This window comes from Chryseobacterium sp. JK1 (assembly GCF_050632815.1).
Classification (GTDB): domain Bacteria; phylum Bacteroidota; class Bacteroidia; order Flavobacteriales; family Weeksellaceae; genus Chryseobacterium.
In genome coordinates this window covers 1262704-1289622 of the sequence record NZ_JBODRU010000001.1, presented here as the reverse complement: position 1 = coordinate 1289622, position 26919 = coordinate 1262704, and the positions used below count along the sequence as shown (strand labels likewise).

The following is a 26919-nucleotide window of genomic DNA, read 5'->3' as shown; positions in this document are numbered from 1 at the left end:
ATGAGCTTTGTAATTCTTTTTTTATTTGGCTTAATCTAACCAAATCATCTATAAAAGTGTTTGAAGATACGCTCGTTGAGGTCACTTGACAGGATTAATACTTTTCACAAAAAACATTTGTTCTAAAGTTCTAAATTCAAAAAATACTTCAATAGTATATTTTGGTATATTTGTATATTAAACTAAAGTGTTCTTTGGATTATAGTTAAAGACTTTTGCAGATTATAAAGTAGTCTGGAAAGGTAGGGGATCGAACCGCAAGTAGCGCGATAGATTGTGGCTAATTCAATGGCAATAAAAATACTAAACCTATTTTAAAACCACAAAATCAATCACTTATTATTACAAACCTCGAATCCCTTCCTTTCCGCAAATGCGCTTTGAAGACGTTTAAATGAAGGTTTTTTATAAAGTGTGGCAAAATCGTGGCAAACAAAACCTCAACCACTGAAAAACCTGATAAATATACAGAAGAAACGGAAAAGTTCGAATCCCGTATTCTCCACAAGGTGTAATTCGAAAAGCGCTAAAAGCTGATTAATCCTGCAAAATTCAATTTTTGCAGGATTTTTTTTATTATGCAAAATCGCGGCAATTTTCAAAATTGAAAAAGAGAATAACGAAAGCACGCAATTATCTGATTACCATCACACAAAACTCTTCAACAGCCTGATTCAAAATATCATTATTTCGACTTTTATAAACATTATTGAATACAGGTTGACGAGGTTTTGAAACAAAAAAATAATTCGCTGATTATTAAGATCGAGACATCATTTATTGCAATCGGCATCATCCATTTGATTCTGGAATCATCTGATAACTTTTCCACTTCACTTTCTTACATAAAAATTGGTAAAGGCAAAATAAGAGATTCAATGAAATACCAAACGAAAATTTAGTAATCATTCCATAATACATTACTTCAAAATTAGGTATTACTACTGAATTATTTTCAAAAAAATTACACTAACATTGTATATATGATAAAGTTACAGGATGTAAAATGGAATTTGTAGAATAATGTAATATTTTTTTAACCACCCTAGTTATCATTAAAGAGTAGTATTGCAATTTTAAAAATATAATTAACTAAAACTAATAATCATGAAACTAAAATTCAAAAAACTAATGCTTTTGAGCATTACAACAGCTACTTTACTGGGGCTTACATCTTGTAAAAAAAATACTTACTCTAATACTAAAACAAGCTTAGTAAGTATTTTTGAAGATTACAATAAGAATAACGAGATTAAAAATACAGTTGATACCATAGTTCTTAACAATGATCAAATGTTTGTTGACTGGTCTTGGCAAAAATTTTTATGGTTAACGTCAAATACCAAAGATAATGTTCCTGTATTTATGAAAGAATTAAAACAGGTTAATGATTTTGGTGAAGAAATAACAATAAATTCTTTAAAAAAGAAAGGATTACCATCTTCATATATAAAAGACGGTAAATTACCATTAATCTTAGATTTGTATCAACAAGCAGACGGAACAAAATTGAGCAGCAAGAGCAATTCTCTCGTAAGATATTCGATATATGCTAATGACGGAATATTAGAGATGTTTCATTCAGCCGATGCATCATCAATTATTAACCAAGCAGCTGAAATACTAAAAAATGATAGCTTAAAGCGTTCTATTCGTGAGAGTAAAAATCAATATCCAGTTGGTGCTACCGAAATTAAAATAGCTTGGATAGAAACATCTCAAGTAGTAGATTCTACTAAAACTTTTAATATAACTGCAATTGTTAATCAACCTAATAAAAATTTCTACGAAAATTATAATAACGCTGAGCTAAAAAGAATGTCTATGATTGGCTTTCATATATTTACAGTTACAGCAGAGCACCCTGAAGGCGTATGGTCAACTTTTGATCAACGAGATTTAGCACCAGATAGAACAAGTTTTCATGGAGACCCTGTAAATTCTAAATCAGATAAATACACATTATTCGATGGAGCCTCTGTTGGAAATACAGAAGATGGAATTATTCAAGATACAACCACTCTTACTCCAAAAGTTAAAAATAAAGTATTTCAATCCTATCCTGAAGGAGTTAGATACAATCAGGCATCTCAAGGAATGGACGTTATTAAAGAAGACAAAGAGTTTGCTACAATGATTAAATCCAGTAACGAATTAGCTAAAAAAACCCTTACGAATGATAAAGTTAAAATATGGGCAAACTATAAATTTGTCGGCTCTATATGGTCAAAAACTAATGCTCCAATTAATGAGTTGCTAGATGGAAATTTATCTAAACCATATGGTACTGGTAATGGGCAAAGTTTTGGTAGTTTAGATTTAGCAAATGTCACTATGGAAACCACATTCCAAACAGGAGGAATGAATTGCTTTACTTGTCACTCTATGAATAATAATTTATATAGAACAAATGCATCAAAAAAAATAAATGTTAAGTCTCCGTTGATTAACTCACATTTATTTGAAAAATATGCAGAATTAAAAGCAGCATTATTAGCAATTCAAGGAACAGCCACAACAGACATTCATAAAGAATTGAATATTGATAAAAGAAAATCTTCTAATAATATAGATGAGATTAATATGTTAAAAAACAGCATAAGGGAATCATCTCGTGAAGAAGCTAGAGAATTACTTAAAAAGTAGTTATAATACCCTTAAAATACTGGATTGGTATTTAATTTAAAAAATATTTACTTTAAATAAGAAAAAAAAAGGGTACAAATCTGATCCAGTATTTAAGACAAAAGTAGCTCTACAAAAACCATTATGAGTTAAATAACAAATTAATTAAAAACTAAAAAAATGGAAAAGAAATACATATCCGATCTTAAAGCTCAGTTCATAGATACATACCAAAAAGTTATGATAGAAAATGGTGCAAATCCAGCACCAAGAGCTGTATTCAGAAAACAACATGGTGTAGTACATGGTGAATTAATTTTAACCAATAATTTACCGATTGAAAAATTAGTAGGTGATCTCGGTTTCTTTGGAATTAAAGATAAATTTAAGTGTGTAATGCGTTTTTCAAGTGATACAGACCCTAAAAAAACAGATGTAAAGTCTACCATTGGTTTGGGCTTAAAGATTTTTGATTTACCCAATAATGCTGAAGGGTTTGAAGGACCAAATACAGATTTTATATTTCAAAATATTGATGTGTTTTTTGCTCAAAACGCACAACAAATGGTAGAATTCACTCAAATTTCTACTTCTGGTGACATCAACCAATTAAATGAATATTATAGAGAAAACAAGGAATTGAAACGTATTTTAGACCAAATGGAAAAATACGAAGACAGTTGTTTAACCACTGCCTACTACCCTATCATACCATTCCGATTAGGCGAAAAACATATGATAAAACTACGGCTTAAACCAGCTGTTATAGAGAATTTCCCTGTCATTATGAAGCAGCAAGATTATCTCGCTAAAGATTTACATCAAAAATTATTTAATAATTCTTACCAATTTATTCTTGAAGGACAAATCAAAGAGATTGATGAAAAAATAGCAGATAATCTACAATTAAAATGGGATGAAAGTTTTATTGAAATTGGTAGATTAAACCTTCCCCAACAAGATTTACATCTGATTGGAGTGAAAGAACTGGGTGATCATATTAATTTTAACTGCTGGCGTATAAATTCATTAAACCAGCCTTTGGGCAGTATTGCTGAAGCGAGAAGAGATGTTTACAAATATGGTGCGGAAACGAGATACAGTGCTAATGCTTTAGAGTTCAGAGAACCTCAAGGAGAAATTTGTCCTTTTCATGCACAAAATAAAGATGAAGAAATAGTTGACCATGAAATTGTGAGTGCAGCAATATATCCTTCAATAGGTATTATGCGTGTAGGAAACAGTGATCAGTATTATATAGGCCCACAAGTTCCGGAACCCATAATGTCAAATGATCTTTCTTTTTACAGGGATAGAGAAGGCAAAATTAAAAGACAGGCAGCAGAGTTTAGAATATATGGTCTGAATATTAAAGGAGAAGTTGTAAAAGAACTTACCCATCCTGATAGTAAAGACAATGTTGAAATTAATTGGTCGTGCCATTTAGCCAACCAAAAAGCGGCTTGGTATCAATTTAATCTTGCGTTAGATATTCCGGAAGCAAATGAAGATGAATATAAATATTCTTTTAAAAGAAATTCAGATATCCTGGATCGTATGAGCCTTGTTATTGATGGAGGTGTAAAAAGTATAAATAGCAAATCGATTAACAATTCAGCAAAATTTAAAGGGAAATTTTTAAAAAACACAGACGTTTATCTTGGAGAAATATTTTTCGATAAGAGTTCACCAAATTCCAAAAGGTTACATGTGCTCGGGGGTAAAGGTATATCCAAAAGTTTTAAAAATGAAATTGCTTTAGATTTTGCAAATAATGATGGTTGGTATGATGACACTTCTGACGGACCGGTAACAGCCACTGTAAAAATCAATAATAAGGAACTTAATGTAAAATCGGCCTGGGTAATTTGTGCCCCTCCAGATTATGCTCCTATGCAACAATCGGTAAGAACAATGTGGGATTTAATGAGAGATCTATCTGTAAGAAAACTTAAATTGCCACCTCCAATCAGTCCTTCATTCTCTTATGATATATTTCCCATCTTTAAGAGAATGACAGAACTGCAGTGGGTAAACAAAGGTTTTTTAACCACTTTTGGATTCGATGGGGCTTATAATTTCAATGAAAATATATGGATTGAAAAATTAAGAGACGGAACTATGAATAACTTAGAATTCAGAAGACAAATGTTTAATCAGTTTAGGCAGTTTGATCTCCCAGGTTCTCAATCTCCGGCTTTATGGCCTTGGCTATATGGAGATGCTACGGAAAGAACAGGAACCGGAAGCCCTAGACAGCATAGTACGCTTACAGATTTACAAATCAAAATGTTGCAGCAATGGGTAGATGGGAATTTTATTGATGATTGGGATCAATATAAAGCCAATTATATTTTTCCTAAACCTTTAGATGAATACCCTGTAGAAGAGCAAGCGGACTTACTTACAAGAGCTGCTTTAGATTTTTGTTTGGCAGATGCTTTTCATCCTGGTTGCGAAATGACATGGCCGGTAAGAATATCTTCCATGTATGATTCTCCTTTTAGATTTAAATTTGATAGAGATAATCTGATTCAAGACAACCTTGATTACGGTCCTTTTATAGATCAAACATTACTTAATAAAATAGTTAACCCTTTCGAATCTCAAGTTGCAGGAGGCATAACACGTTGGATGGCTATTCCCTGGCAGACAGATACAGCCTCTTGTAAAGACGGATACGACAGTTCATATGACTCCTATATTCCAACATTCTGGCCAGCGCGAGTGCCTAATGAAATTATTACATACAAACAATTTAAAGCTTTACAGGAAAAACAAGGAAATCCAGCAGAGCAATTAGAAATATTTAATCAACGTTTTGAGTGGTTAGAAGATTTGCCGGGTAACCCAACCATTTATTCCCCGTATGAAGAAATTATTAATAAAATGATTACTCATTTTGATGCTGTAGGCACAGTGCTGCCTATGAAATTAGACGAAAAAACCACGAGCAACAACACTAAAGTCCCAGATACGGTGCAAGTTGCTTTAACCAGCTCATACACTAAAATTATAAATATTATTTTAAAAGAGACCAGACAAAAGTTAATGGATAATGTCGCAAAAGATAAGGTGATGGAAATAATATCAGATAATGTATTAAATACTTCTCAATTACAAATTGATGAAAATATAAAAAAAGAAGCGGAGCATATATTAAATAACTCAGAAGAATTAGAAAATCTATTGTCAAAAGTTCAACAAACAAATAAAGATTTACAAATTGAATATGTTAAACCCAATCAAAAAATAGTAACTATTCATGAAAGATTTAGAAGACGTTTTAATTCTTAATAATGAATAACGATTTCGACATTATAATTATTGGAGGAGGCATAGCAGGGTGTATCGCTGCTATGCACCTCCATTCGTTTTATAAAATTTTAGTCATTGAAAAACCAGAAAATACAGATGTTTTACATGGGGAAACTTTAGTTGCTTCCAGTCAACGTATTTTTAATGAATTAGGAATTGATATTGATGCAATCATGCAAAATCCATTGGTGGGCAAGCCTACCATTGGTATGCAGTCATACTGGGGAACCTCTCATCCTATCGTGCAAGATAGCCTACAGAATCCTGAAGGTCACGGCTGGTCTATCAATAAGAATAATTTTGTAAACGAATTACAAAAAATAACAAGCGCGAGAGGTATTAAAATCATTAGAGAAAATATTATCAGTGTTTCAGAAGAGTCTCAACAATGGGCTTTGATTACCAAGACAAAGGAAGGTTTTGAAAATAATTATCAAGCTAAATTTATTATAGATGCTTCAGGACGCAGAAGTTTGATGGCTCAAAAAATGAACATTCAGCGTCTCAAAAAAGATCAACTTATTGGGATTCACGGAAGTATATACATTCCAACTATAAAAGAACTTTCTACAATCTATACTGTTGAAAACGGATGGTGGTATATTAGCAAACTCCCTAATAATAAACACTTGATTAGTTTTTTTACAGATTCCGATTTATGCGATAAAAAGTTGACAAAAGATGGAGAATTTTTTAAAAATTATTTTTTAGCTGAAAAAGATTTAATGAAAATTTTAGAAATTAAAGAAGAAATATTACACTATGAATTTTTAGGTACAAAAGCATCACATTCGTCTTGTCTTACATTCCCAATACAATCGAATTGGATAGCAATTGGAGATGCGTGTTTAACCTTTGATCCTTTATCCTCTCAAGGAATGTTTAATGCTTTAGCAATGGCTGCTCAATACTCCAAATTGATCATTAAATCGAATATAGTTCATACCTTATCAGGAGATATTAAAAATGCATTTATAGCAAAATACCATCGTATTGCGGAAAATATTTGGTCTCGTTATGAATACCATCATTACATCTATTACAGGATGGAAAAAAGATGGACAAACCAATTATTTTGGAATAGACGTCACCATATTAAATAAGCACTATTGATGAAATTAAGTTATAAGATTTACTTAAAATTATTTCTAATTATCATAAATAAATCAGTAATATAATAACCTGACTTCATATTTCCTCAATAATCGTTTAAAACAAAATCCCCGGATCACTCCGAGGATAAGCTAATTATTAACTCTTATAAAAAGAGATTGATAAAGGCAAATATAAACAAAATCCCCGGAAAACCGAGGATAAAAACTAATAACCATGAAAACTCAAAAAGTATGAGTTGTTATTTTATATACGACATCTATTAAAATATAGTTTTATAAGGACCAAATAAAAACCTCCCAGGGCATAGGAGGTTGAATACATATAATCCGAAATTTAAATCATTCGAACATGTAAAGATAGACATAAAACATTTCACAAAATAGTGATGTGGTATGCGTTTTTTTTTCTCCTTACTGTTCTAATACGCTCCAACTTCTCTTATTAGTTTATTAACAGGTTGGCCAGTTATAGGTTCAACTATCCATTTGGTAATCCTTATATCTGTAGACATTACCTCACACTCATATATCTTATCTAGATATGGCATCCATAAATAGTGGTCATTAAATTTAGGATCATAATTCAAACAAAATTTCCCAAAAACTCGAACCTTAAATTTAGTCCTATATGAAGGATTTTTAATTTTAGAAAGCTGTTCTCCTTTAGAGATTTTGAATTCCATTTCTGTTTCTTCTGAATAAACTTTAGTGATCTGATTGGTTGTCTTTAATGAAAAAGAAGCAGAAAAATTCAACGATTGAGAATACACTGCCAATGTAGTTGACTTGTTAAATTCTAAAGATGTTGAAATGTCAGCAACTGACTCCTAAAATTGCGTTGTACTTGTGGAATTTTTTTTCCTGTAATTCATAGTTTCTTGGCCATCATTCTGGATAAGAATAGTTTTGCCTACATCACTTTCATCCAGAATTACATCATAAATTACTTCTACCTGAGGTCTTTCAGATTTATTATAATATCTGCGGTCTTCAGAAGCCATAGGAATACCCCAGTATTTTAAACGAGCATTTTCAAAACCTCTTAAGACATCTCTTTCAACGTTGTTGTAGATACCTAATGCTTTAAAGAACTGCAAATTATCGCAATAACAGCTATATCCATTTTTGAAACTAAATCTTACCGGGAAGTTTGGATCTCACGGTCCAATATCCTTTTGCCAATCGCTCATATTTATTTAAATTGTTAATAGGTTAGATTTCTTGAGTATTAGGTCCAGTTGGTACCCCCTGCCCGCTTTGGAAACGTCCTTTCTCAATCGTATTTGCTGGTACTTGGTATTTCTTTGAATAATTATTAATTGCATCCTGTGTGAATTTGCCAGTTTCATCGTGAGATGGATGGGCAGAGGATTTTCTGTAATAATTAATTTTAGGATTTTTTCCACTCTGCATTGTTTGTGTCATGTAAGTTGCCATTTTAATTTTGTTTTATGGTTATCATTATGTTATTTGATTACTATCAATCTAGTAATCAGATACAAATTTAATATATTAATTCAACAAATAATGAATTAATAGTAAAATCAGTATTTATACGTAACTTATGTAGTAATAACTCTACAGTAGCCCGTAAGGCTGCAGTTTGGATTGTTTGTATATTCGGTACTTACTACAGATTCATTTCAAGCCTTTGAAAATGGATTTAATGAAAAGATTGTCAGAATTGAGAACTTACTGACTGATCTTGAAAATATATTATCAAAAGAACAATAAGCAAAACTCCCCACTCCTTGGTGGGGGTTGTTTATTTAATTGGTCTGCAAATTCTTTGGTGTCTCCGTATTTGTTTTTTTTCCTTCCTATATAATAAGATCACTGATTGCATCAATATCATCAAATTCTCCCATAAAAAAAATCCAGTAAGTACTGGATTTACATTTTTACATTGTATAGATTACTTTCAAACTATTTGAAATAGTGAGTAATTTTTTCGCTTTCTGGAACTACTTTAGAATCGAAATGTTCTAATAATTTTCCTTCAGGGCTGATTAGGAATTTGTTGAAGTTCCAGCTTATTGTCGCGTCCAATACTCCATTTTTAGATTTGTGAGTAAGGAAATCAAATACTGGGGTTACTTTTGCTCCTTTTACGTTAACAGAAGTTGTAAGGGGAAAAGTTACTCCATAGTTTTTTTCACAGAAAGACTTAATTTCTACATTGTCATGAAATTCCTGATCCGCAAAGTTGTCGGATGGAAAGCCTACCACAACCAGTTTATCACCATAGTCCTTATACAACTGCTCCAATCCTTTGTACTGAGGCGTATATCCGCACTTTGATGCTGTATTTACGATAAGGATATATTTTCCCTTGTAATTTGAAAAATCTATTTTTCCTCCATCGATGGATTCAATCTTAAAATCATAAATTGATTTCGGAGGTTTTGAATCTGTAGAGGCCTCTGATTTTATAAATGATGAAAGGCTTATAATTCCTACAAGCACCATTCCGATAAAAAGTATTTTTTTCATTTGAAAAAGATTTTAATATTAATTTATATAAGTATTATTTATTTGTTTGATGACATCATTACCTGATCTGCAGCAAATATTCTGCCTTCTTCATCTTTAAGAATTTTTCCTTCGTTTTCAAGTTTTTTCAGCACCCTGCTGATCACTTCCCGCGATGATCCCAAGCTTCCCGCTATTTCTCTGTGTTTACATTTTATAGGCTGATTTCCCGCTATTGTTACCTTCCTTTTAATATAATTCAGAACCCGTGTATCCAAATGATGGAACATGGCTTCGTTGATCATATCCATCACCGCAGAAAATCTTCTTTCATATTCATGAAAAAACATTTTATTAATTCCCGGAAAGGCAACCAGCCATCTGCTCATTACTGATAAGGGAATCAGAAACACTTCAGAATCTTCTTCTGTCACAGCATATACTTTACTTATATTATTATTGAAAATTGATGAAAAAGTCATAAGACAGTTCTCATCATTACCGATATAATAATACACAAGTTCCCGGCCATCATTAAGAGAATAGACCTTAATGGCTCCTTTTATCAGAAATAAAACATATTTCACACGGTCACCTTCCTGAATAATTTCCTGCCTAGCTTCCATACACTCATAGATCCCATGAGTTCTCATCTCCTCCATAAATTCTTCGCCCAGAAAGCCAAATTTACGGCTAATAAACTCGTCTACGTTATTATTTTTTTGATTCATTTTTATTGGTTCCTTATTTCAGCAAGGTTTCTGTATTTTATCTTCTGACGACACAAAACATCTTTCCCCTCCAATTACAACCGGAGGTTTTTTTTATATAGTACGTTTTTAATGGATACTTTCCTTTTACCGCTCTTCAAGCCACTGAAGAAAACGGGAAGATTTATCTTTGGTAACAAGAGGTTTCTCCGGAGTAGTCACCTTCAAAGTAATAAGAAGCTTGCGTGAAAAATAATGCTCTACCTCAACAATAGCTGTAAAATTGATTAAATACTGTCTGTTGATTCTAAAGAATTGAGTCCCTGAAACCAACTGCCCCAAATCGTCCAATGACTGTGGAATGGTATATTCTTTCTGATCAAAGGTGATCAGTACTGTACTTCCAAACTGGCTATAAAAACAGGCAATTCTATCGACATGAATGTTGTTATATTTATTATTGGAAAACACCAGAAAATTGGTTTTTCCTCTTCCTGTGGTAAGATTATTCAGAATATCTTCCAGTTTCCTGTCGGGGGAAGAAGAGCTCTGAAAGAAGTTCTTTAGATTGTTGATTTTTTCAAAAGCACTCTGGATATCCTTTTTTTCAAATGGTTTCAGAATATAATCTACTCCGTTACTTTTGAATGCTTCAACAGCATATTCATCAAATGCTGTACAGAAAATAACGGGTACTTTTACCTTTACCTGACTGAAAATCTCAAAACAGTTTCCGTCTGCCAGCTGAATATCCATGAATATAACATCTGGAATTTCATCACCGGAAAGATATTCCACTGCCATAGCAACACTTTCAATATACCGCACAATGGTAGCTTCCGGCTGTACAGTAGTAATCATCCGCCCGAGAGCCTTAGCGGTTTTTATTTCATCTTCTATTACTAAAACTTTCATCTATTATGGGTAATTTGACAGTGAAATTAGCATCATTATGCAAGATCGTCATTTCTTTTTCTGCAAAGTGCTTATAACGTTCTCTGATATTTTCTATTCCTATTCCTGCGGATTCCTGGGGAATATTTTTGGGTTGAAAATTGTTTTCAATGATAATATATTCTTGATCGCTGTATAATCTTATAATTAAAGGATTAGCCAACGATACCACATTATGCTTAATACAGTTTTCACAAAGCAACTGCAATGTAAACGGAGGGATATAGGAGTTTAATATCTCTTCCTGAATGTCTATTTTGAATTCTATACCATCTTCAAATCTCGATGTCAAAAGAAAAACATAGGCTTCCAAGATAGCAAGTTCCTTTTTTAAAGGAATAAGATCCATTTTTCTGTTATCCAGGGTAAAACGATAAAAATCGGCTAGCCTTACTACAAAATCGCCTGAGCTTTCATCCTTTATATCAATCATAGACTTCAATGTATTGAGGCTATTGAACAAAAAATGAGGATTAATCTGCTGTTTTAGCAGCTCATACTGGGCATTGAGATTATCTGTGCGGATCTGCTCAAGTTCAAACTTAATCTGCTGAGAGTTATACGTCTGATACAGGAGATACAGAAACATATAAATAGTCAGATTAATCAGTATTCCACGGAATTCATACATCAAAACCATGGTATTAAATCCATATTTTGGAAACATAATATGATGAATCAGTACAATTGCAGCCATCACTACAATGCCAATGGATAAACTGATCCCAAGTTTTTTATTGAAAAACCGGGTTGAGATATTCTGAATAGAAAACTTAGGTAAGCTATAGATATTAAAGTACCATACAAACAGTGAAAATAAGAAAGATATAGAAAAATCGATCATCAGTTCTCCCAAAGTAATATGCATACGGAGTATTTTGGGTACTGAAGCCAAAATCCCCATAAAAAGAGCACTGAAGAGAATGATTCTCGGGTCTATCCTGAAAACTTTTCTTCCGTTCGTATTGATATATTTCGCATAGATCATAGGTAAAAATCAAGCCGTTAAGCAACTGCAAATATACAAAAGCTAAATAACGGCACGGCAGCACATCCGTTATTTAGCACTGAGATTTCTATAAAAACACAAATTAAGGCATAGCTGCTGCCATATTTTTCACAGGGACAGGCCAGATACCACCAGGCGCAGGAAAAGATACCCCTTTATTGGAGCCCATCACCATATTGTCCTGACCAAAGTGATAAAGAGGCCATCCTTTATAAGTAAGCTGCTTTTTACCAAATACAGTAATAGATCCGAAAAGCGATTTATCCAAACCGGAAGGAACTACGATTTTATCCGTTTCATAGATAGGCCATACTCCATTATTTGAAAAATCAGCAGCTGTAAAGTTGTTTTTATTTTGTCTGTCATTCTTAAAGGTATATAACGTTACCCCCCGGTCATCAGTTAAATACAATGTTTTACCCGTTCCTTCTGTATAGGCAGATGTATAATTTTTACCATCATGTCCTACAAGCTGAGCATTGGTCAGCATAATGGTATAGTCCGGTTTAGCGACGAACCATACCCCTCCAATATTTTCGCCTCCTGTTTTTCCTGCGTCTTCTTTTATATTGATTCCGTTTACCAGTGGTGCATAGTAATACAGAGGCCTTCCTTTATAAGTAAGTTGCTTTTTTCCTGATCCGGTCGTTATAGATTTAAAATCAGACAGTTCAAGCCCAGATCCTAATTTTTCGGAAGAAAGATTATCTACATTGAATATAGGCCATACAGGCTCACATCCTCCAGTACAGTTGTTGGATGCTGTTGCATCATTAGCAAAAGAATAAAGCGTACGACCGTCTTTATCGATAAGAACACTTCCAAGACTTGCATCATTCCTTAACTGAACTTCTTTGGGGCTGGCATCTGCCCCTTCATCCTGATTATCTTTAGAACATGCTACAGAAGTGAGAAGCAATAATGCTGCAGCGAAGCATCCTGCCACTAGTTTTGAACTGAACTTCATTTTTTTCATTTCTTACCAATTTTAATGAGTATTATTTTTTTAATATTTATTTTTGAAAATGTTTTATACTAAGGCATAATTGAAGGTTTCATACTGAGTATTGTATGTACTCTGTCCGTGCTTTCTGCGTCAACTTTTTTCAGGTCTTTCCCCTCATACTTCTGATACTGTATTTCTGACTTTTCCGCAAAAGGCTTCTCACTTTTGATCACCTCAACGGACAGAAGATGATCCGGAATTTTTGCTCCATACCAATAAGGATCACCTTTCTGAGACCAGGTTATCAGGGTCAGGATTCTTTCTTTACTTTCATCTTTTCCGGAGTTTCCTTTTAACTCATTAAGGGCTGAAGGATTTCCGTAAAGAGTCATCATCGTCTGCTTTTTATGATTAATGGAAGAGGTAACAACCTTTAGATTCATCGCATTGAAATCAAATTTTTCAGGTAGCGAAGCGTTTTCGTTTACCGCTTCATATTCTTTTTTAGGGCTGCAGCTTACAATAAAAGCGGACAGCATTAGGCAACTCATAAGATTCTTCATGGCTTAGTGATTAAGAGGTGAGGTAAATACATAGTCATTATCGTTCATAGGAAGGTGGCATCTGATGCATTCATTGGTAAATTCTGCAGTTTTGCCATAAGGTTCCAGCTTAGGCGATAAAAATCTTGCCCAACCCCACCCTTTTGTTGAGGCAAACTTCTTGCTGTCTTTAATCATATATTCGATCTGCTTGAAAGCTCCTGTAGTGACATTCCCGTCACTGTCGATGATCTGGTCCCATGCTACTTTTGCCAATACGGTTCCATCCGGCCATGGATTTGTCTTGCGTTCTTTTGCTGCTTTTACAGCGATATCATTACCGAAAATAATTCTCATAGTTCCGTTATCAAATCTTTCGGTAGAGCTGATCGGTTTCCAGTTTTTATAATCCGGAATATAGCTGATGCCATTCGGTGCTTTGGGTACAGAAGCACTAGATGGTACAGTATTCATGCTATTCACCTGCTGATATTGCTTTTGGTAAGCAGAAACTTTTGCAGTGTCCGGCTTTTGTTTAGGAGCCAGAGAAGTCACGTATTTTTTCAACAGATTAATATCTTTTTCAGAGAGTTTGGCTTCAGGATGCAGTAATTCATAGCTTTTCAGCGGCATCGCTCCCAAATGAATCTGATTGAAAGCTTCCCAAAGTTTTGCATTTTGAGCAGGTGCCGGTAATTGAGCCCATTCTGAAAAATTGAGACCTTCTTTTCCTTTTTTGATGTGATCTGCTACGAGCCAATAAGCGGGAGCAATCTGATCAAACCATTTCAGATTCGTCTGATTAGAATGGCAGTCGAAACACGATCGTTCCAGAACTGCTCTAACATCACTTGGAACATGAATTTCACCGGTTATCGGTTCATGGGTAATAGTGGGTCTGTAGAACTGAATTCCTACAAAAGCAATGAGAACAAGTACCAGAATGTTTTTCCCTTTGATCTTTTTCAAAAAATTCTTCATATCTGTTTCTTTTTTTATCAAATTTCCTAACTTTTTGGAATAGTTGAGCAAATAATTTTAACCAATCGGACAAATTTTACTTTGAATCTGACATTCGTAATTATGAATTTTTCACAACATGGAAAAATACGATTGGAATACCGAAATATAGGAAGATCATACAATCCGCGTGAAAACGCTATCATCAAGTCTGAGTCTCTTTTTAATCAATAAAAAATTTTCATAATAATGAACGAAATTAAACTAGATTAATTTCTATAAACCTCAACTGTTCTACATTTGCTAAAGAATTAAGACAATAAACAATAACAACATTAAAAATTAAAAACAATGAGCACACTACAATTAAAAGACGGAACTGAGATTTTTTATAAAGACCAAGGAGAAGGGCCAGTATTAATGTTTCACCACGGATGGCCTTTATCATCTGATGACTGGGATGCCCAGGTTATCTTTTTCCTACAGAGAGGATACAGAGTCATTTCGCACGACAGGAGAGGTCACGGACGCTCAAGCCAGAATATCTATAACCATACGATTGAACAATATGCTTCTGATGCTGCAGAACTTGTAGATTTTCTTGATCTGAAAGATGTGGTGCATATAGGACACTCTACAGGTGGTGGCGAAGTTATCCGTTATGTACACAAATATGCGAAGGGCCGTGCGAAAAAAGCAGTATTAATAAGTGCGGTTCCACCAATAATGGTAAAAAGCGAAACCAATCCGGATGGAGTTCCAATAGAAGTTTTTGATAATATCAGAGAACAGACACTCCATAACAGACAACAATTTTATTTTGATCTTACATTTCCTTTCTATGGTTACAACAGAGAGGGTGCAGATGTAAAAGAAGGCATTCAGAGAAACTGGTGGAGACAGGGAATGATGGGCGGAATTGTTGCACATTATGACGGTATTAAAGCATTTTCTGAAACCGATTTTACAGAAGATTTGAAAGCCGTTGATATTCCTGTGCTTGTATTACACGGAGATGATGATCAGATTGTTCCTATTGAAAACTCTGCTATAAAATCTGCAAAACTACTAAAGAACGGTAAGCTGATTACCTACCCTGGTTTCCCTCACGGAATGCCAACAACAGAGCACGAAACAATCAATAAGGATCTATTGGAGTTTATCCAATCTTAACAGAACCCCAATTGTATAAAAGGTGAACTATTTCGGTTCACCTTTTTTAATAAAACCTTTTAAAGGCAGGCCTTTAAAATTTCAATAGCCATTGTCTGTTCAGTTTCATTCAAACTGGCAAAACCCAGACGCAGAGCATCACAGGGATTTCCCACACTATCATACTTTGATCCGTCACTGATTTCAAGTCCTTTGGAACGCGCTTTTTCTGATAATTTTTTCAGATCTATATTTTCGAATTTCACCCATACGGACATCCCTCCATTAGGAACTGTAAATTGTACTTTTTCTCCCAATTCTTTTTTGAGAAGCTCACAAAAGTGATCTCTTCTTTCCCTGTAAGTTTTTACGGATTTTTTAATATGTCTTACCATAGTTCCGTCACGATACAGTTCTGCTATAGCTACTTCCAGAAAACCGTCTCCCTGAAAATCAATCAGATGTCTGTAAGAAGCAGCGTGTTCAACAAAATTCTCATGGGCGGATAAAAATCCGATTCTAACCGATGGAACCAACGTTTTTGTTAAAGTCCCGATATAAACTACTTTCCCATGAGTATCTATGCTTGCCATAGGCATTATAGGATTGCTGGCATAATGAAAATCGTAGTCATAATCATCTTCAATGATCACAAAATTGTACAGATGCGAGAGCTCTAACAACCTGATTCTCCTCTCCAGTGAAAGTGTAACGGTAGTTGGAAAGTGATGATGAGGTACAACATATACAAAAGCAATCTTTTTTGTTTTGCAGATCTTTTCGATACATTCTACGTCTATTCCATTTTCATCTACAGGAATTTTATGGATGTTGAGTTCCAGTTGTTCAAATATTTTCCGGGCCAGATGAAAACCGGGTTCACTCATGATCACCTCATCGCCGGGTTTCGCGATTATTCTTGCTGTAAGATAAATTCCCATGGTTGCTCCGCGGGTTACCAACACGTTATTTTCTGTTACCGGTAGTCCTCTTGTATCATTCAAATAAGCGGCAAGCGATCTTCTTAAAACATCACTGCCTTTTGTGGAACCGTAATTAAGGTACTTGATATATCCCGGTCTCTTAAAGATCATCTTCATTGATCGGGTTAGCTCTTCAATGGGTGCCAAACGTGGATCGGGAAAACCATCATCAATGACCAATTGTCCGGTTTTAATTTCACCATCGTGATAGGATTCCACCAAATTATTGTTAAAAGAAAAAATGTTTGCTTCTGAGGAAATATGGATTTCATCTGCTTCAGTAATCATTTTGGGTTGCAACACGGGCACATCGTTATGTACAAAGCTGCCTTTTCTGGAATGCTGTATCATCCAGCCCTGAGCTTCAAGCTCATTATAAGCAGCCACAACAGTCATTCTATTAACAGCTAAAAGATCTGCTAATTGGCGTGATCCCGGCATTTTTCTTCCTTCCCGTAATCTTCCCAGCTTTATCTGTTGAATAACTGCATCAGTAATCTGCAGATAAACAGGTTTATCTGACGATTTATCTATAGTAATGAAATCTTGAAAGTCTTGCATCTGGATTAGTAATTGTATTTAAACTGGATTACATTGGTCATCCAGCAAAGGTATACATTTACAGAAAATTTTAAATAATGGATTCAAAATTAGGATTAGCTCCTTTCCTACTGAGATTAGGACTTGGTTTTACATTTTTATCAGCAGTTGCCGGAAGGCTTGGCTTATGGAATGATGGCTCCGGATGGAATGATTTTCTCGAATATACAGCCACTGTCAATTCTTTTGCTGATAAAGGAATAATTCCCTTTTTAGCAATCACTGCAACTGTAATTGAAATCGGGATCGGTATTCTGTTGATTATAGGATTCAAGACCAGACTGGTTGCTTTGGCTGCTTCTTTATTAACTTTATTATTTGCTTTATCTATGGCGTATTCTTTTGGATTGAAGAGTCCTTTTGACTACAGTGTATTTGTAGACAGCACAGCGGCATTTTTACTGGCGGCCATTTCAAACCATCAATGGAGTCTGGATGATTTTTTCACCAGAAACAAAGCTTAAACTGTGTATTTCAATCCATCCCTATAACATGACTCACGTCTCTTCTATTTTAAAAAAGATGAATACAATTTCAATACAAAGTTTTTCTACCTATCGTAGTCCGGGCAATCTTCTACAGGAGCCATTGAATGTTTATAAAAAAGAAAATCCTGGATCTGAATCCGTTACCGTTTTCAATGATTCTGAATGTGACTTCTATAAGATCATATTTATTATGAATGGTGAAGGCGTTCTTTCCTTTCCCAACAAAGAAATTCCTATACACGGAAATGTTCTGATATTCATCAACCCGAAAATGGAATGTATATGGCATCCTTTATCGAAAAACAATTTAGTATATTACTGTTCATTTAACAGAGAATTTATTGAGTTTTCCTTAAAAAACCATCGATTAACGCCCAGTCCTTTTCTTGAGATTGGAAACAGTCGGGTCTTTGATGTCTCGGAAGAACAAATATCTTATTTGCAAGCTATTTTCGACCATATGCATCGGGAAATACAATCAGACTATGTGAAAAAATATGATGTATTGAGAAATTACATTGAAATTATACTTCATGAAACATTGAAAATCAACCCGCAGCCCCAACCTTTAAAATGGTCTAATTCGGCAGAAAGAATCTGTGCTTCATTCCATAATTTACTGGAACAGCAATACAAAATTGATCTTCCAGATCATATATTAACACTGAGATGCCCCCAGGACTACGCCGACCGATTGATGATACATGTTAATCATCTTAATAAAACCCTGAAAAAAGCATTGGGAAAAAATACAACGGCTTTAATAGCAGACCGTACAGCAATAGAAGCCAAATTTCTTTTACTGTCAACCCATTGGGACATCAGCCAGATCGCTTATTGCCTGGGGTTTGAACATCTTTCTAACTTTAACCGATTTTTCAAGAAATACTATAATATGCCACCGTGTGAGCTGCGCTCAAGAAACTTTCATCATATTAAATAATGTATTTCCTATAGTTCAAAACATTTTTTATTGCACTGTAGATCTCATAAGCATATCTTCCCAAACAACAATCATATGATTATCAGCAATCTATAATAAAAAAAACATATTATAACACAATGTGAGACTATAATTAGGAAAAAGAACGTACATTTGCAATTCATCAGATGATATGACGAAATTGATACAAAAAGAGTCGCTTGCCGAGCGTCTTTCTAATCTTCTTAAACAAGAAATTAATGAAGGGAAATATAGCGTTGGGCAAAAGCTACCTACTGAACCGGAATTGGTAAGTATATATGGAGTTGGGCGCTCAACGGTGAGGGAGGCTGTTAAAATTCTTTCCAACATAGGTCTTCTCAACGTGCAGCAAGGAAGAGGTACTTATGTCCAGAAACAGTTTATTAATGATGAAAGCATTGAGCATCGTATGGCACGTGCTACAATTAACGAGCTCAATGAGGTAAGAGAGATTATTGAATTGAAAATCGCGGAAAAAGCTGCTTTAAACAGAACACCGGATGATCTTGAAACGATTAGAAAAAGTCTTGAACAAAGGCTACATTTCGCGCAATCTGGTGATCTCCCTCATTGTATTGAAGCTGATATACGGTTTCATTTAGCAGTAGCAAAAGCATCACACAATGAAATGCTGTATGATATTTATAAAGCGGCATCAGAGCATTTGAAAAAATGGTTTCAGGATACCTATAAAGATACCTCTTCTCTGGCCGAATCTCATGAAAGACATGTCAATCTTTTTAAATGTATTGAAGCAAAAGACCCTCTGAATGCCTGGAAAGCAACAGAATTAATAATAAGTTTAGTGTAAACTTATTATTTATCAAAATTCATCTGATGATATGATGAATATTTTTACAATATTATGGAAATAACAAAAAAAACAGGTGATCTATCACCACAGAATATTGCTCAGAAAACAGTGTATCCTATATTATTGATGATCTGTTTTTCACATCTGCTCAATGATCTTATGCAGTCTGTTATCCCCTCTGTATATCCGCTTATTAAAGATAAATACAATTTCAGTTTCTCTCAAATTGGGATCATTACTTTTACATATCAGATTACGGCCTCCCTTTTACAACCTTTGATAGGGTTCTATACAGACCGCAAGCCACAACCCTATTCACTTCCTTTGGCCATGATCTTTACGATGGCAGGAATTATTGCATTATCTTTTGCTGACAATTTTTATTTCTTTCTCGGGTCGGTAGCTCTAATCGGGCTCGGGTCCTCAATATTCCATCCTGAATCGTCACGAGTAGCTTATTTGGCATCAGGAGGAAGAAAAGGTTTAGCACAGTCTATATTCCAACTAGGGGGCCATGCGGGAACAGCCATTGGGCCATTGTTAGCAGCATTGATTGTTATTCCTTTTGGACAGTTTTCTCTCATTTACTTTTGTATTGCAGCCTGTATAGGAATGGTAATCTTAAGCCGTATCGGAAAATGGTATCAGGAACATCTTCAATTCCGTAAAAAGTATTCCATTGATAATAGCAAAGCATACGTTGAGGGAATTTCTAAAAATCGGGTGATAATCTCTATGGCAATTTTGTTAATACTGCTTTTTTCCAAATATATCTACATGGCGTCTATGACGAGTTATTTTACCTTTTATTTGATTGATAAATTTAACATTAGCGTTGAGAATTCTCAGTATTATTTATTTGCCTTTCTCGCCTCAGTAGCAGTAGGAACGATGATAGGAGGCCCTGTGGGTGACTTTATAGGGAGAAAATATGTCATCTGGATTTCTATTTTGGGCGTTGCTCCCTTTACATGGTTATTACCTCATATGAATTTGACATGGACAGTAATTTTTGCAATACTGATTGGGCTCATCCTTTCCTCTGCATTTTCAGCGATTATGTTGTATGCAACAGATCTTGTCCCGGGTAAAATTGGTACTATTGCAGGTTTATTTTATGGTTTAATGTTCGGGATAGCCGGAATTGGTTCTGCTGCTTTGGGTTGGATTGCCGACAGAACCAGTATAGAATATGTATTTACCATTTGTTCCTATCTTCCTTTTATAGGCATTATCGCTATATTCTTACCCAACATCAGAAATCCACAGTCAGAATCCTCTGAAAAATAATAGTCTCTGCTTATTTTGAAGGACTAAAAAGGACAACTAACTAGAAATAATATAATTAACAGTAGAAATATCAATCTCAAACAAAAATTTATCTATTATGATTCCTATTCATGAAATCTTATTTTTTGCATTGGCTGCACTTGTATTGGTTATAAGTCCAGGACCGAATATGATTTATCTGATATCCAGAACTATAACACAAGGCAGAAAAGCAGGAATGACTTCTCTTGCCGGTGTCATTTGTGGATTCTTGTTTCATATTATTATGGTATCCTTTGGACTGACTGCTGTATTATTTGCTGTGCCGTTTGCCTACATCGTCTTAAAAACTTTAGGAACTGCATATCTTTTATATCTGGCATTCCAGGCCATCAAACCGAATAGTAAGAATATTTTTGAAGTAGAAAAAAACAGTCAAGTGGATGGACCCAAAAAGTTATTTACAGTTGGGTTTCTTACAAATGTTCTTAATCCCAAAGTTGCTGTTTTTTATTTATCATTTTTTCCTCAGTTTATAAAACCTGAATATGGATCCATCTTTACCCAAAGTTTGGAACTTGGAGTGATTCAAGTCTGTGTAAGTCTAACGGTTAACTTTGTGATTGTGTTATCAGCCGCAAAAGCAGCAGTTTTTTTTGCAGCGAATCCTACATGGATCAAAATTCAGAAATGGTTTATGGCCAGTGTTTTAACGTTTCTTGCCGTAAAAATGGCCATTTCAAGGGCAAAATAAAAAAACCATCGGAATTTCCGATGGTTTTTTTAATAATAGGATCATTTATTCCCGATATCATTGTTATGTATTAATAAGGAATCTGTCCTTTCCTCAGTTTAAGTACTACTCCCTGAATATGGGGCAATATCAGAAGAAGCACAATTACGCAAAGAACCCCGGTAAGCATCAAATCATAATAATCACGGGTTGCCCGTGCCAGTATCTGTTCTTTCACGAGATTGTTCATATATCCGGAAGAAGAATTCTTGGCTGTATACATATCATTTCCTGCATTCATATAGGTAAGGTAGGCATCCTGTAGTCTAAGAGAAAGCTGAGGATTGGTGTCATCCATTGACTCTCGTATTTTCTCTCTCACCACTGCTTTTGTATAAAGCTGAACTTCATTATTAAAAGCCATACTTGCTGTAAAACCTGTAAACCTTGCAAAGATCCCAAGCAATGAGGCGTTCACCGCAATCTGCGGAGGTGCTGCAGAAGTGGTAAAAGATACAATAGGAACAAACAATATACCTGTTGCAAAACCATAAATAAACAAAGCAGGAATAAAATCCATGGTTTCTCCCTGAACTGATACAAACAGGAGCATATAGACATAGAATAAAGCCATAACCCCAAAGCCTGTAATAATTATTCTTATCAAATTATATCCCATTAAAACAAACCGGGAAATGACAAACATGCCTGTAACAGTTCCTGCAACAACAGCGATCCATACGGGAATCGTGTTGAGTGGATCGTTTCCGAGAATAGCTTCAAGATATCCATAAGCAAGACCTGTGCTTCCTTTAAAGATGTAAAAAGTAAAAAGCAGCAGCAATCCGATAACAAAATTCTTTGCTTTTAGAATATGAAGGTTAATCAAAGGGCGTTTTAATTTCAGTTCTCTGTTTACAAAAACACATAGAATCAATGCATTGAAGATCGTTAAACAAAAAATTAAAGAACTGTCAAACCACCCCAATTGTCTTCCGTACACCAAAATATATCCTAATACGAGAATAAAAGTGATATAAAAAAGATAACCGACCCAGTCTATTTGATAAAGTGGAATTTTTTTATGAAACCTTGCTTTCCCGTTCATGGTGGCAAGCACCGTTACTATTAAAACAAGCAATAAAATAAGCAGCCCATAAAATAACCAATTGAAATCGAAGAAATACATCATGACGCTATAATAAATCGAATATAAAGGAACTGATATCTGTATTCCACCATACAAAATAGTATAGCCTATGACTCTTGCCCGTGTAGATTCCAGACGGGGAAATATCATATTCAAAACAATTCCTGACATCAGGGCACAGACAATACCCTGAATGAACTGTACGATCATAAAAATAGTCCAGTTTCTCGTATAAAAACATATTAGTGAACATCCTACATTTACAGCAATAGCGCTCAGAAGATATTTACGCGGTGTAAAATACTTTACAATACGAAAGTCTAATGCCAAAAAAGCAACCGTAGAACCATAAATCACAACCATTCCATATTGAATATCCGTGGATTCCACTCCATAGAATCCCATGATGGTTACAGGACTGGAGTAAAAAGCAAAACTGTAGAGACAAGCCATCAGGATAAAAAATATAACGGTTCGGGCCATCCATTCTGTTACCCATGCTTTAAAAACTGGAATTTTATGTGCTTGCATCATTAGTCATTTATAATATTAACATTGGCATTCATTCCTGCAGAAAGATGGATTAATTTCTTAGGATTGTCAGTCAGTTTTATCCGAACCGGAATTCGCTGCGTAATTTTCACAAAATTACCTGTAGCATTATCAGGAGGTAAAATAGAATATCTGGAACCGGTAGTTGGAGATAAAGATTCTATGGCTCCTGTAAATTTTTCACCTGGAAAAGCATCAACTTCCACAACTACTTTCTGGCCCGGTTTACAATCGCTGATTTGGGTTTCTTTGAAATTAGCAATCACCCACTTCTCTTCAGAATCATTGACCATGAAAGCCAGAGTTTGACCAGGTTGTACCAATTGTCCTTCTTGGATAGTCTTCTTTCCGATCTGTCCGTCAAAAGGAGCGGTAATTACCGTATATTTAATATCCAGCTGCTGTCTTCCCAATAAAGCTTCTTTAATTTTTATTTCAGCGTTGATTGCAGCGCGCTGTGCTTTGATATCATTCAGCTTAGATACAGCCACCTGCAATGAGGCCTTCGTCTGCTGGTAATCAGACTGATTGATAGCCAGAGAAGCTGTCACATTATCAAACTTCTGCTGGGTTGTAGATTCATCAGACAGCAGGTTTTTATACCGTTGATATTCCCTTTGCTGTTGCTCAAGTTTTGCCTGCGCTCCGGACAGTTGTGCTTTAATAACTTCTATGCTTTTGGTATGAGTTTCTTCATTAGCTGCAAGAATGGGTAATTTTGCTTTGGAACTCATCAATTCTGCCATGGCGGCATCTTTCTTTAGGCTATATTCGTCTCTCTCGATAAGAACTAGGGTGTCGCCTTTTCGGACATACTGATTATCTTTATAATAAATTTTACTTATATACCCTCCTACTTTTACGTTTACAGGGGATAAGTAGGCATCAATCTGCGCATCGTTGGTATGCTGATAATGGCACATTTTCCAAAAGTAAATACCTCCCCATACCGTTAATGCTAGTAATAAAACAATTCCCAACCACTGGGTTACGAGTACAATTATTTTATCGGTTCTATTTTTGTTCATATTTTTAAGTATATTAAAGAATTCCTGTAATAGCCAGTAATCTGATATGACTTAGTTTCAGATTGGCTTGCGCTGTGGTTAAATTAAATTTTGCTTCAAGAAGAACGCTTTCTGCATCGAGCAGATCGGTTAAAAGTGATTCCTGATTCATATAGCTGCTTCGGATAACCCGAACGGTTTCAGTACTTTTTACGATATTTTTCTCTGCCATTTCAACGCTTTCAGAGGCCTGTTGTTCTTGTAGGTATGCCTCATTAACCTGAATGGTAATTTCATCTTTTTTGATCCTCGCTTTCTCCTTTTGCTGTTCAGATATATTGTGTGCACGGGCGATAGATTTTTTGCTTTTATACAAATTATCTATAGACAACTGCACCTTGATTCCCGTTTGCCCAAATCCCCACAAATCATTAGAATAAGGATAGAAAGAAATCTGAGGAAAGGTATAATTGTAGTTGGAATACAAAGACACTTTTGGCAACAAAGTAGACTGTATCTGCTTCGTATTCATATCACTCAGCGCAATCTGGCTATAGGCGATCTTGAATTGAGGAGATTTCTTTAAGGCAATATTAATATAATCAGCAGATTGCGGTTCTGTTATTGCTTCAGGCCCTGAACTGTTTTCACAAGCTATATCAAAAGGTGCCGAATGGTTCCGACCCATCAAAATATTAATCCTTTGCTTGGTAACGTCTATTTTCTTTTCAATATCTGACAGACTTAGTTCTAGCTGTGAGAGTTTTACTGAAATTCTCAATACATCACTTTTCATCACTACCCCATTCTTAAACAGATTTTCTATAAGGGAAAGCTGTTTTTTCTGTGTAGAAATTTCAGCCGATATAAACTCCCGAAACTGTAAAAATTTATACAGATCATAGTAAGCAACTGCTGCACTGTATTTTATATTGTTCCTTTCCAGTTCAAATTCATATTGCTTTACAGTCTCCTCTTCCTTCTTTATTTTAATGTTTCTTTTTTCTCTTCCACCACTGTACAGATTAAAATTTACATTATACCCCACAGCGTATCCATAGCTGGAAACAGGGACGTCTTGAGGCGATGAAAACAGACCATTATCATAAATAAGAAATTTTGAATTGAGTCTCACATCTCCCCCAACAGAAACTTCCGGCAAAATTCGGTTTCGGGCTTCATCAACGCTTAGCTGACTTTCTTTTCGGTATAAATCTGATAATTTCAACTGTCTGCTATTGAGCTCCGAAAGACTCCAGATATTTTCAAGGGTCAAAACTTTTACAGAGTCGGAATTTTGTGCTTTTAGCTGTTGGGAAATTAAAAGAATAATTACCATTACTGACCAAACAATCAACTTATACTGTTTCATATTATCTTTTATTTAGCTGTTTTTGACTGATTTTTCTTTGCTTTCAATGTGTTATAAGGATTTTCAGTTCGTCTACAATAAATGATAAATCGGTTATAGGGTTGAAAGCATTGAGATAGGCAGAATACATCAGAAATTCAAATTGATTTCCTCCTTTTTCAGTAGATTCCTTTTCAGTACTGGTTCTTTTTATGATATAGTTATTCAGCTTTTTCATCTTAATTCTGATATTTTTTTTCATAACTGATTTTATTAATAAAACTTTGATACAAAATTATTGGAAGCACACCCACGTCTTTTTATATAATTAGCCTAATTTTTGTTTATTTTAGCCAAATGAGTTTTTTAGAAGAGCTTAACAGGATTGTAGATCAGTACCATGATTCAATTTTAGTCGTGCGACAACAGACTGAGCAGCGGCTGCCCGCGCACCAGCATAAAAAAGGACAGCTGCTTTTAGTATTGGGAGGAATTGCGTACCTGCAAACCGCTGAGAAAGAGTACTATATTCCTTCCAATCATTATATATGGATTCCTCAGAATTATCCACACAACCTGATGTATAATGCTCAGGACCTGCATATCATCAATATCTATTTCCCAGAAAGCACACGGGACGATTTTTATGACGAATTGGGAATCTACCCTGTGAGCAAACTCCTTTCTGAAATGCTTTCTTTCAGTGAAAAATGGCAGGGAGATTTTTTCCCTGGAGACTGGGAATATGAATTCCTATATACTTTATGGAGTCTTCTGTCAAAAGAAAATTTAAAAAAATTCTCGATCCAGCTTCCTACGACAGATGATGTACGTCTTAATGATATCACATCTGATCTGCGGAAAAGAATCAGTGAACCTATTACCCTGGAAGAAACCGCCAGTACATTTGGGATCAGTGTAAGAAGTCTGACAAGATTATTTCAAACAAAGCTGAATATATCATTCATCCAATATGTTAAAATGCTTCGTGTTATCAGGGCAATGGAACTTATCAAAAATACCAACTTAACGGTTACAGAACTCGCCTATGAGGTGGGGTATTCCAATATCTCTGCATTTAGCAATACTTTTTTCCAGCTTACCAATATGCGGCCTACGGAATTTAAAGCAATGTTATAAATTATAATGCCTCTTTTACTTATTAAGCAGAAAATTTAGAAATAAACACCATTTATAAGTACCAT

Annotated in this window: 24 protein-coding genes; 10 read left to right on the top strand and 14 right to left on the bottom strand. The window is 34.8% G+C overall.

The window, feature by feature from the left end:
• The first annotated feature begins 1107 nt into the window (after positions 1 to 1107).
• The 3 genes from ACQ76T_RS05660 (at position 1108) to ACQ76T_RS05650 (ending at position 7046) form a co-directional block, all read left to right on the top strand.
• Positions 1108 to 2646 (top strand): hypothetical protein, encoded by a 1539-nt coding sequence (locus ACQ76T_RS05660; RefSeq protein WP_431342360.1) that lies wholly within the window; start codon positions 1108 to 1110, stop codon positions 2644 to 2646.
• Between the two features lie 159 nt (positions 2647 to 2805).
• A complete protein-coding gene (locus ACQ76T_RS05655; RefSeq protein ID WP_431342359.1) occupies positions 2806 to 5922 on the top strand; it encodes a LodA/GoxA family CTQ-dependent oxidase in 3117 nt (1038 codons plus the stop codon).
• A gap of 2 nt (positions 5923 to 5924) precedes the next feature.
• A complete protein-coding gene (locus ACQ76T_RS05650; RefSeq protein ID WP_431342358.1) occupies positions 5925 to 7046 on the top strand; it encodes an NAD(P)/FAD-dependent oxidoreductase in 1122 nt (373 codons plus the stop codon).
• 839 nt (positions 7047 to 7885) lie between these two features.
• Here the strand turns inward: ACQ76T_RS05650 and ACQ76T_RS05645 are convergent.
• The 9 genes from ACQ76T_RS05645 to ACQ76T_RS05605 form a co-directional block, all read right to left on the bottom strand.
• Positions 7886 to 8155 carry a hypothetical protein gene (locus tag ACQ76T_RS05645; RefSeq protein ID WP_431342357.1) on the bottom strand — a complete coding sequence of 90 codons (270 nt, stop codon included), beginning with the start codon at positions 8153 to 8155 and terminating at the stop codon, positions 7886 to 7888.
• Positions 8156 to 8270: 115 nt separating this feature from the next.
• Entirely contained in the window at positions 8271 to 8495 is a 225-nt protein-coding gene (locus tag ACQ76T_RS05640; RefSeq protein ID WP_431342356.1) for a hypothetical protein, read from the bottom strand.
• Between the two features lie 489 nt (positions 8496 to 8984).
• A complete protein-coding gene (locus tag ACQ76T_RS05635; RefSeq protein ID WP_431342355.1) occupies positions 8985 to 9551 on the bottom strand; it encodes a glutathione peroxidase in 567 nt (188 codons plus the stop codon).
• 38 nt (positions 9552 to 9589) lie between these two features.
• Positions 9590 to 10261: a Crp/Fnr family transcriptional regulator gene (locus tag ACQ76T_RS05630; RefSeq protein WP_431342354.1), complete on the bottom strand. Its 672-nt coding sequence runs from the start codon at positions 10259 to 10261 to the stop codon at positions 9590 to 9592.
• A 126-nt stretch (positions 10262 to 10387) separates the two neighbouring features.
• Positions 10388 to 11155: a LytR/AlgR family response regulator transcription factor gene (locus ACQ76T_RS05625; RefSeq protein ID WP_431342353.1), complete on the bottom strand. Its 768-nt coding sequence runs from the start codon at positions 11153 to 11155 to the stop codon at positions 10388 to 10390.
• A complete protein-coding gene (locus tag ACQ76T_RS05620) occupies positions 11130 to 12182 on the bottom strand; it encodes a sensor histidine kinase (RefSeq protein ID WP_431342352.1) in 1053 nt (350 codons plus the stop codon). The genes ACQ76T_RS05625 and ACQ76T_RS05620 overlap by 26 nt, the downstream gene beginning before the upstream one ends.
• A gap of 103 nt (positions 12183 to 12285) precedes the next feature.
• Positions 12286 to 13179: a COG4315 family predicted lipoprotein gene (locus tag ACQ76T_RS05615; protein ID WP_431342351.1), complete on the bottom strand. Its 894-nt coding sequence runs from the start codon at positions 13177 to 13179 to the stop codon at positions 12286 to 12288.
• Between the two features lie 59 nt (positions 13180 to 13238).
• Positions 13239 to 13712, bottom strand: coding sequence for a hypothetical protein (locus tag ACQ76T_RS05610; protein WP_431342350.1), 474 nt, complete (start codon positions 13710 to 13712; stop codon positions 13239 to 13241).
• Between the two features lie 3 nt (positions 13713 to 13715).
• Positions 13716 to 14672 (bottom strand): heme-binding domain-containing protein, encoded by a 957-nt coding sequence (locus ACQ76T_RS05605; protein WP_431342349.1) that lies wholly within the window; start codon positions 14670 to 14672, stop codon positions 13716 to 13718.
• 330 nt (positions 14673 to 15002) lie between these two features.
• Between ACQ76T_RS05605 and ACQ76T_RS05600 the strand changes: the two genes are divergently transcribed.
• Entirely contained in the window at positions 15003 to 15824 is an 822-nt protein-coding gene (locus tag ACQ76T_RS05600) for an alpha/beta fold hydrolase (RefSeq protein WP_431342348.1), read from the top strand.
• A 59-nt stretch (positions 15825 to 15883) separates the two neighbouring features.
• Here the strand turns inward: ACQ76T_RS05600 and ACQ76T_RS05595 are convergent, their stop codons facing one another.
• Positions 15884 to 17347 (bottom strand): PLP-dependent aminotransferase family protein, encoded by a 1464-nt coding sequence (locus ACQ76T_RS05595; RefSeq protein WP_431342347.1) that lies wholly within the window; start codon positions 17345 to 17347, stop codon positions 15884 to 15886.
• A gap of 77 nt (positions 17348 to 17424) precedes the next feature.
• Here ACQ76T_RS05595 and ACQ76T_RS05590 point away from each other — a divergent pair, with 77 nt between their 5' ends.
• The 5 genes from ACQ76T_RS05590 (at position 17425) to ACQ76T_RS05570 (ending at position 21675) form a co-directional block, all read left to right on the top strand.
• The gene (locus ACQ76T_RS05590; RefSeq protein WP_431342346.1) at positions 17425 to 17850 is read left to right on the top strand and encodes a DoxX family membrane protein; all 426 of its coding nucleotides are present in this window, start codon (positions 17425 to 17427) and stop codon (positions 17848 to 17850) included.
• A 58-nt stretch (positions 17851 to 17908) separates the two neighbouring features.
• Positions 17909 to 18817 carry an AraC family transcriptional regulator gene (locus ACQ76T_RS05585; RefSeq protein ID WP_431342345.1) on the top strand — a complete coding sequence of 303 codons (909 nt, stop codon included), beginning with the start codon at positions 17909 to 17911 and terminating at the stop codon, positions 18815 to 18817.
• A gap of 172 nt (positions 18818 to 18989) precedes the next feature.
• A complete protein-coding gene (locus ACQ76T_RS05580) occupies positions 18990 to 19649 on the top strand; it encodes a FadR/GntR family transcriptional regulator (RefSeq protein WP_431342344.1) in 660 nt (219 codons plus the stop codon).
• 54 nt (positions 19650 to 19703) lie between these two features.
• Positions 19704 to 20942: an MFS transporter gene (locus tag ACQ76T_RS05575; protein ID WP_431342343.1), complete on the top strand. Its 1239-nt coding sequence runs from the start codon at positions 19704 to 19706 to the stop codon at positions 20940 to 20942.
• Between the two features lie 97 nt (positions 20943 to 21039).
• On the top strand, positions 21040 to 21675 hold the full coding sequence (locus tag ACQ76T_RS05570; protein WP_431342342.1) for a LysE family translocator: 636 nt from the start codon (positions 21040 to 21042) through the stop codon (positions 21673 to 21675).
• 70 nt (positions 21676 to 21745) lie between these two features.
• On the opposite strand, the gene ACQ76T_RS05565 is transcribed toward ACQ76T_RS05570, so the two are convergent.
• The 4 genes from ACQ76T_RS05565 to ACQ76T_RS05550 are packed head-to-tail and all read right to left on the bottom strand — an operon-like array spanning position 21746 to position 25976.
• Positions 21746 to 23338 carry an MFS transporter gene (locus ACQ76T_RS05565; RefSeq protein ID WP_431342341.1) on the bottom strand — a complete coding sequence of 531 codons (1593 nt, stop codon included), beginning with the start codon at positions 23336 to 23338 and terminating at the stop codon, positions 21746 to 21748.
• Positions 23338 to 24384 carry an HlyD family secretion protein gene (locus ACQ76T_RS05560; protein ID WP_431342340.1) on the bottom strand — a complete coding sequence of 349 codons (1047 nt, stop codon included), beginning with the start codon at positions 24382 to 24384 and terminating at the stop codon, positions 23338 to 23340. The genes ACQ76T_RS05565 and ACQ76T_RS05560 overlap by 1 nt, the downstream gene beginning before the upstream one ends.
• A gap of 13 nt (positions 24385 to 24397) precedes the next feature.
• On the bottom strand, positions 24398 to 25735 hold the full coding sequence (locus tag ACQ76T_RS05555; RefSeq protein ID WP_431342339.1) for a TolC family protein: 1338 nt from the start codon (positions 25733 to 25735) through the stop codon (positions 24398 to 24400).
• Between the two features lie 43 nt (positions 25736 to 25778).
• Positions 25779 to 25976, bottom strand: a complete 198-nt coding sequence (locus ACQ76T_RS05550) for a hypothetical protein (protein ID WP_431342338.1) — start codon at positions 25974 to 25976, stop codon at positions 25779 to 25781.
• Between the two features lie 95 nt (positions 25977 to 26071).
• Between ACQ76T_RS05550 and ACQ76T_RS05545 the strand changes: the two genes are divergently transcribed.
• Complete coding sequence (locus ACQ76T_RS05545; RefSeq protein WP_431342337.1) at positions 26072 to 26854, top strand: AraC family transcriptional regulator; 783 nt, start codon at positions 26072 to 26074, stop codon at positions 26852 to 26854.
• The last annotated feature ends 65 nt before the right edge of the window (positions 26855 to 26919 follow it).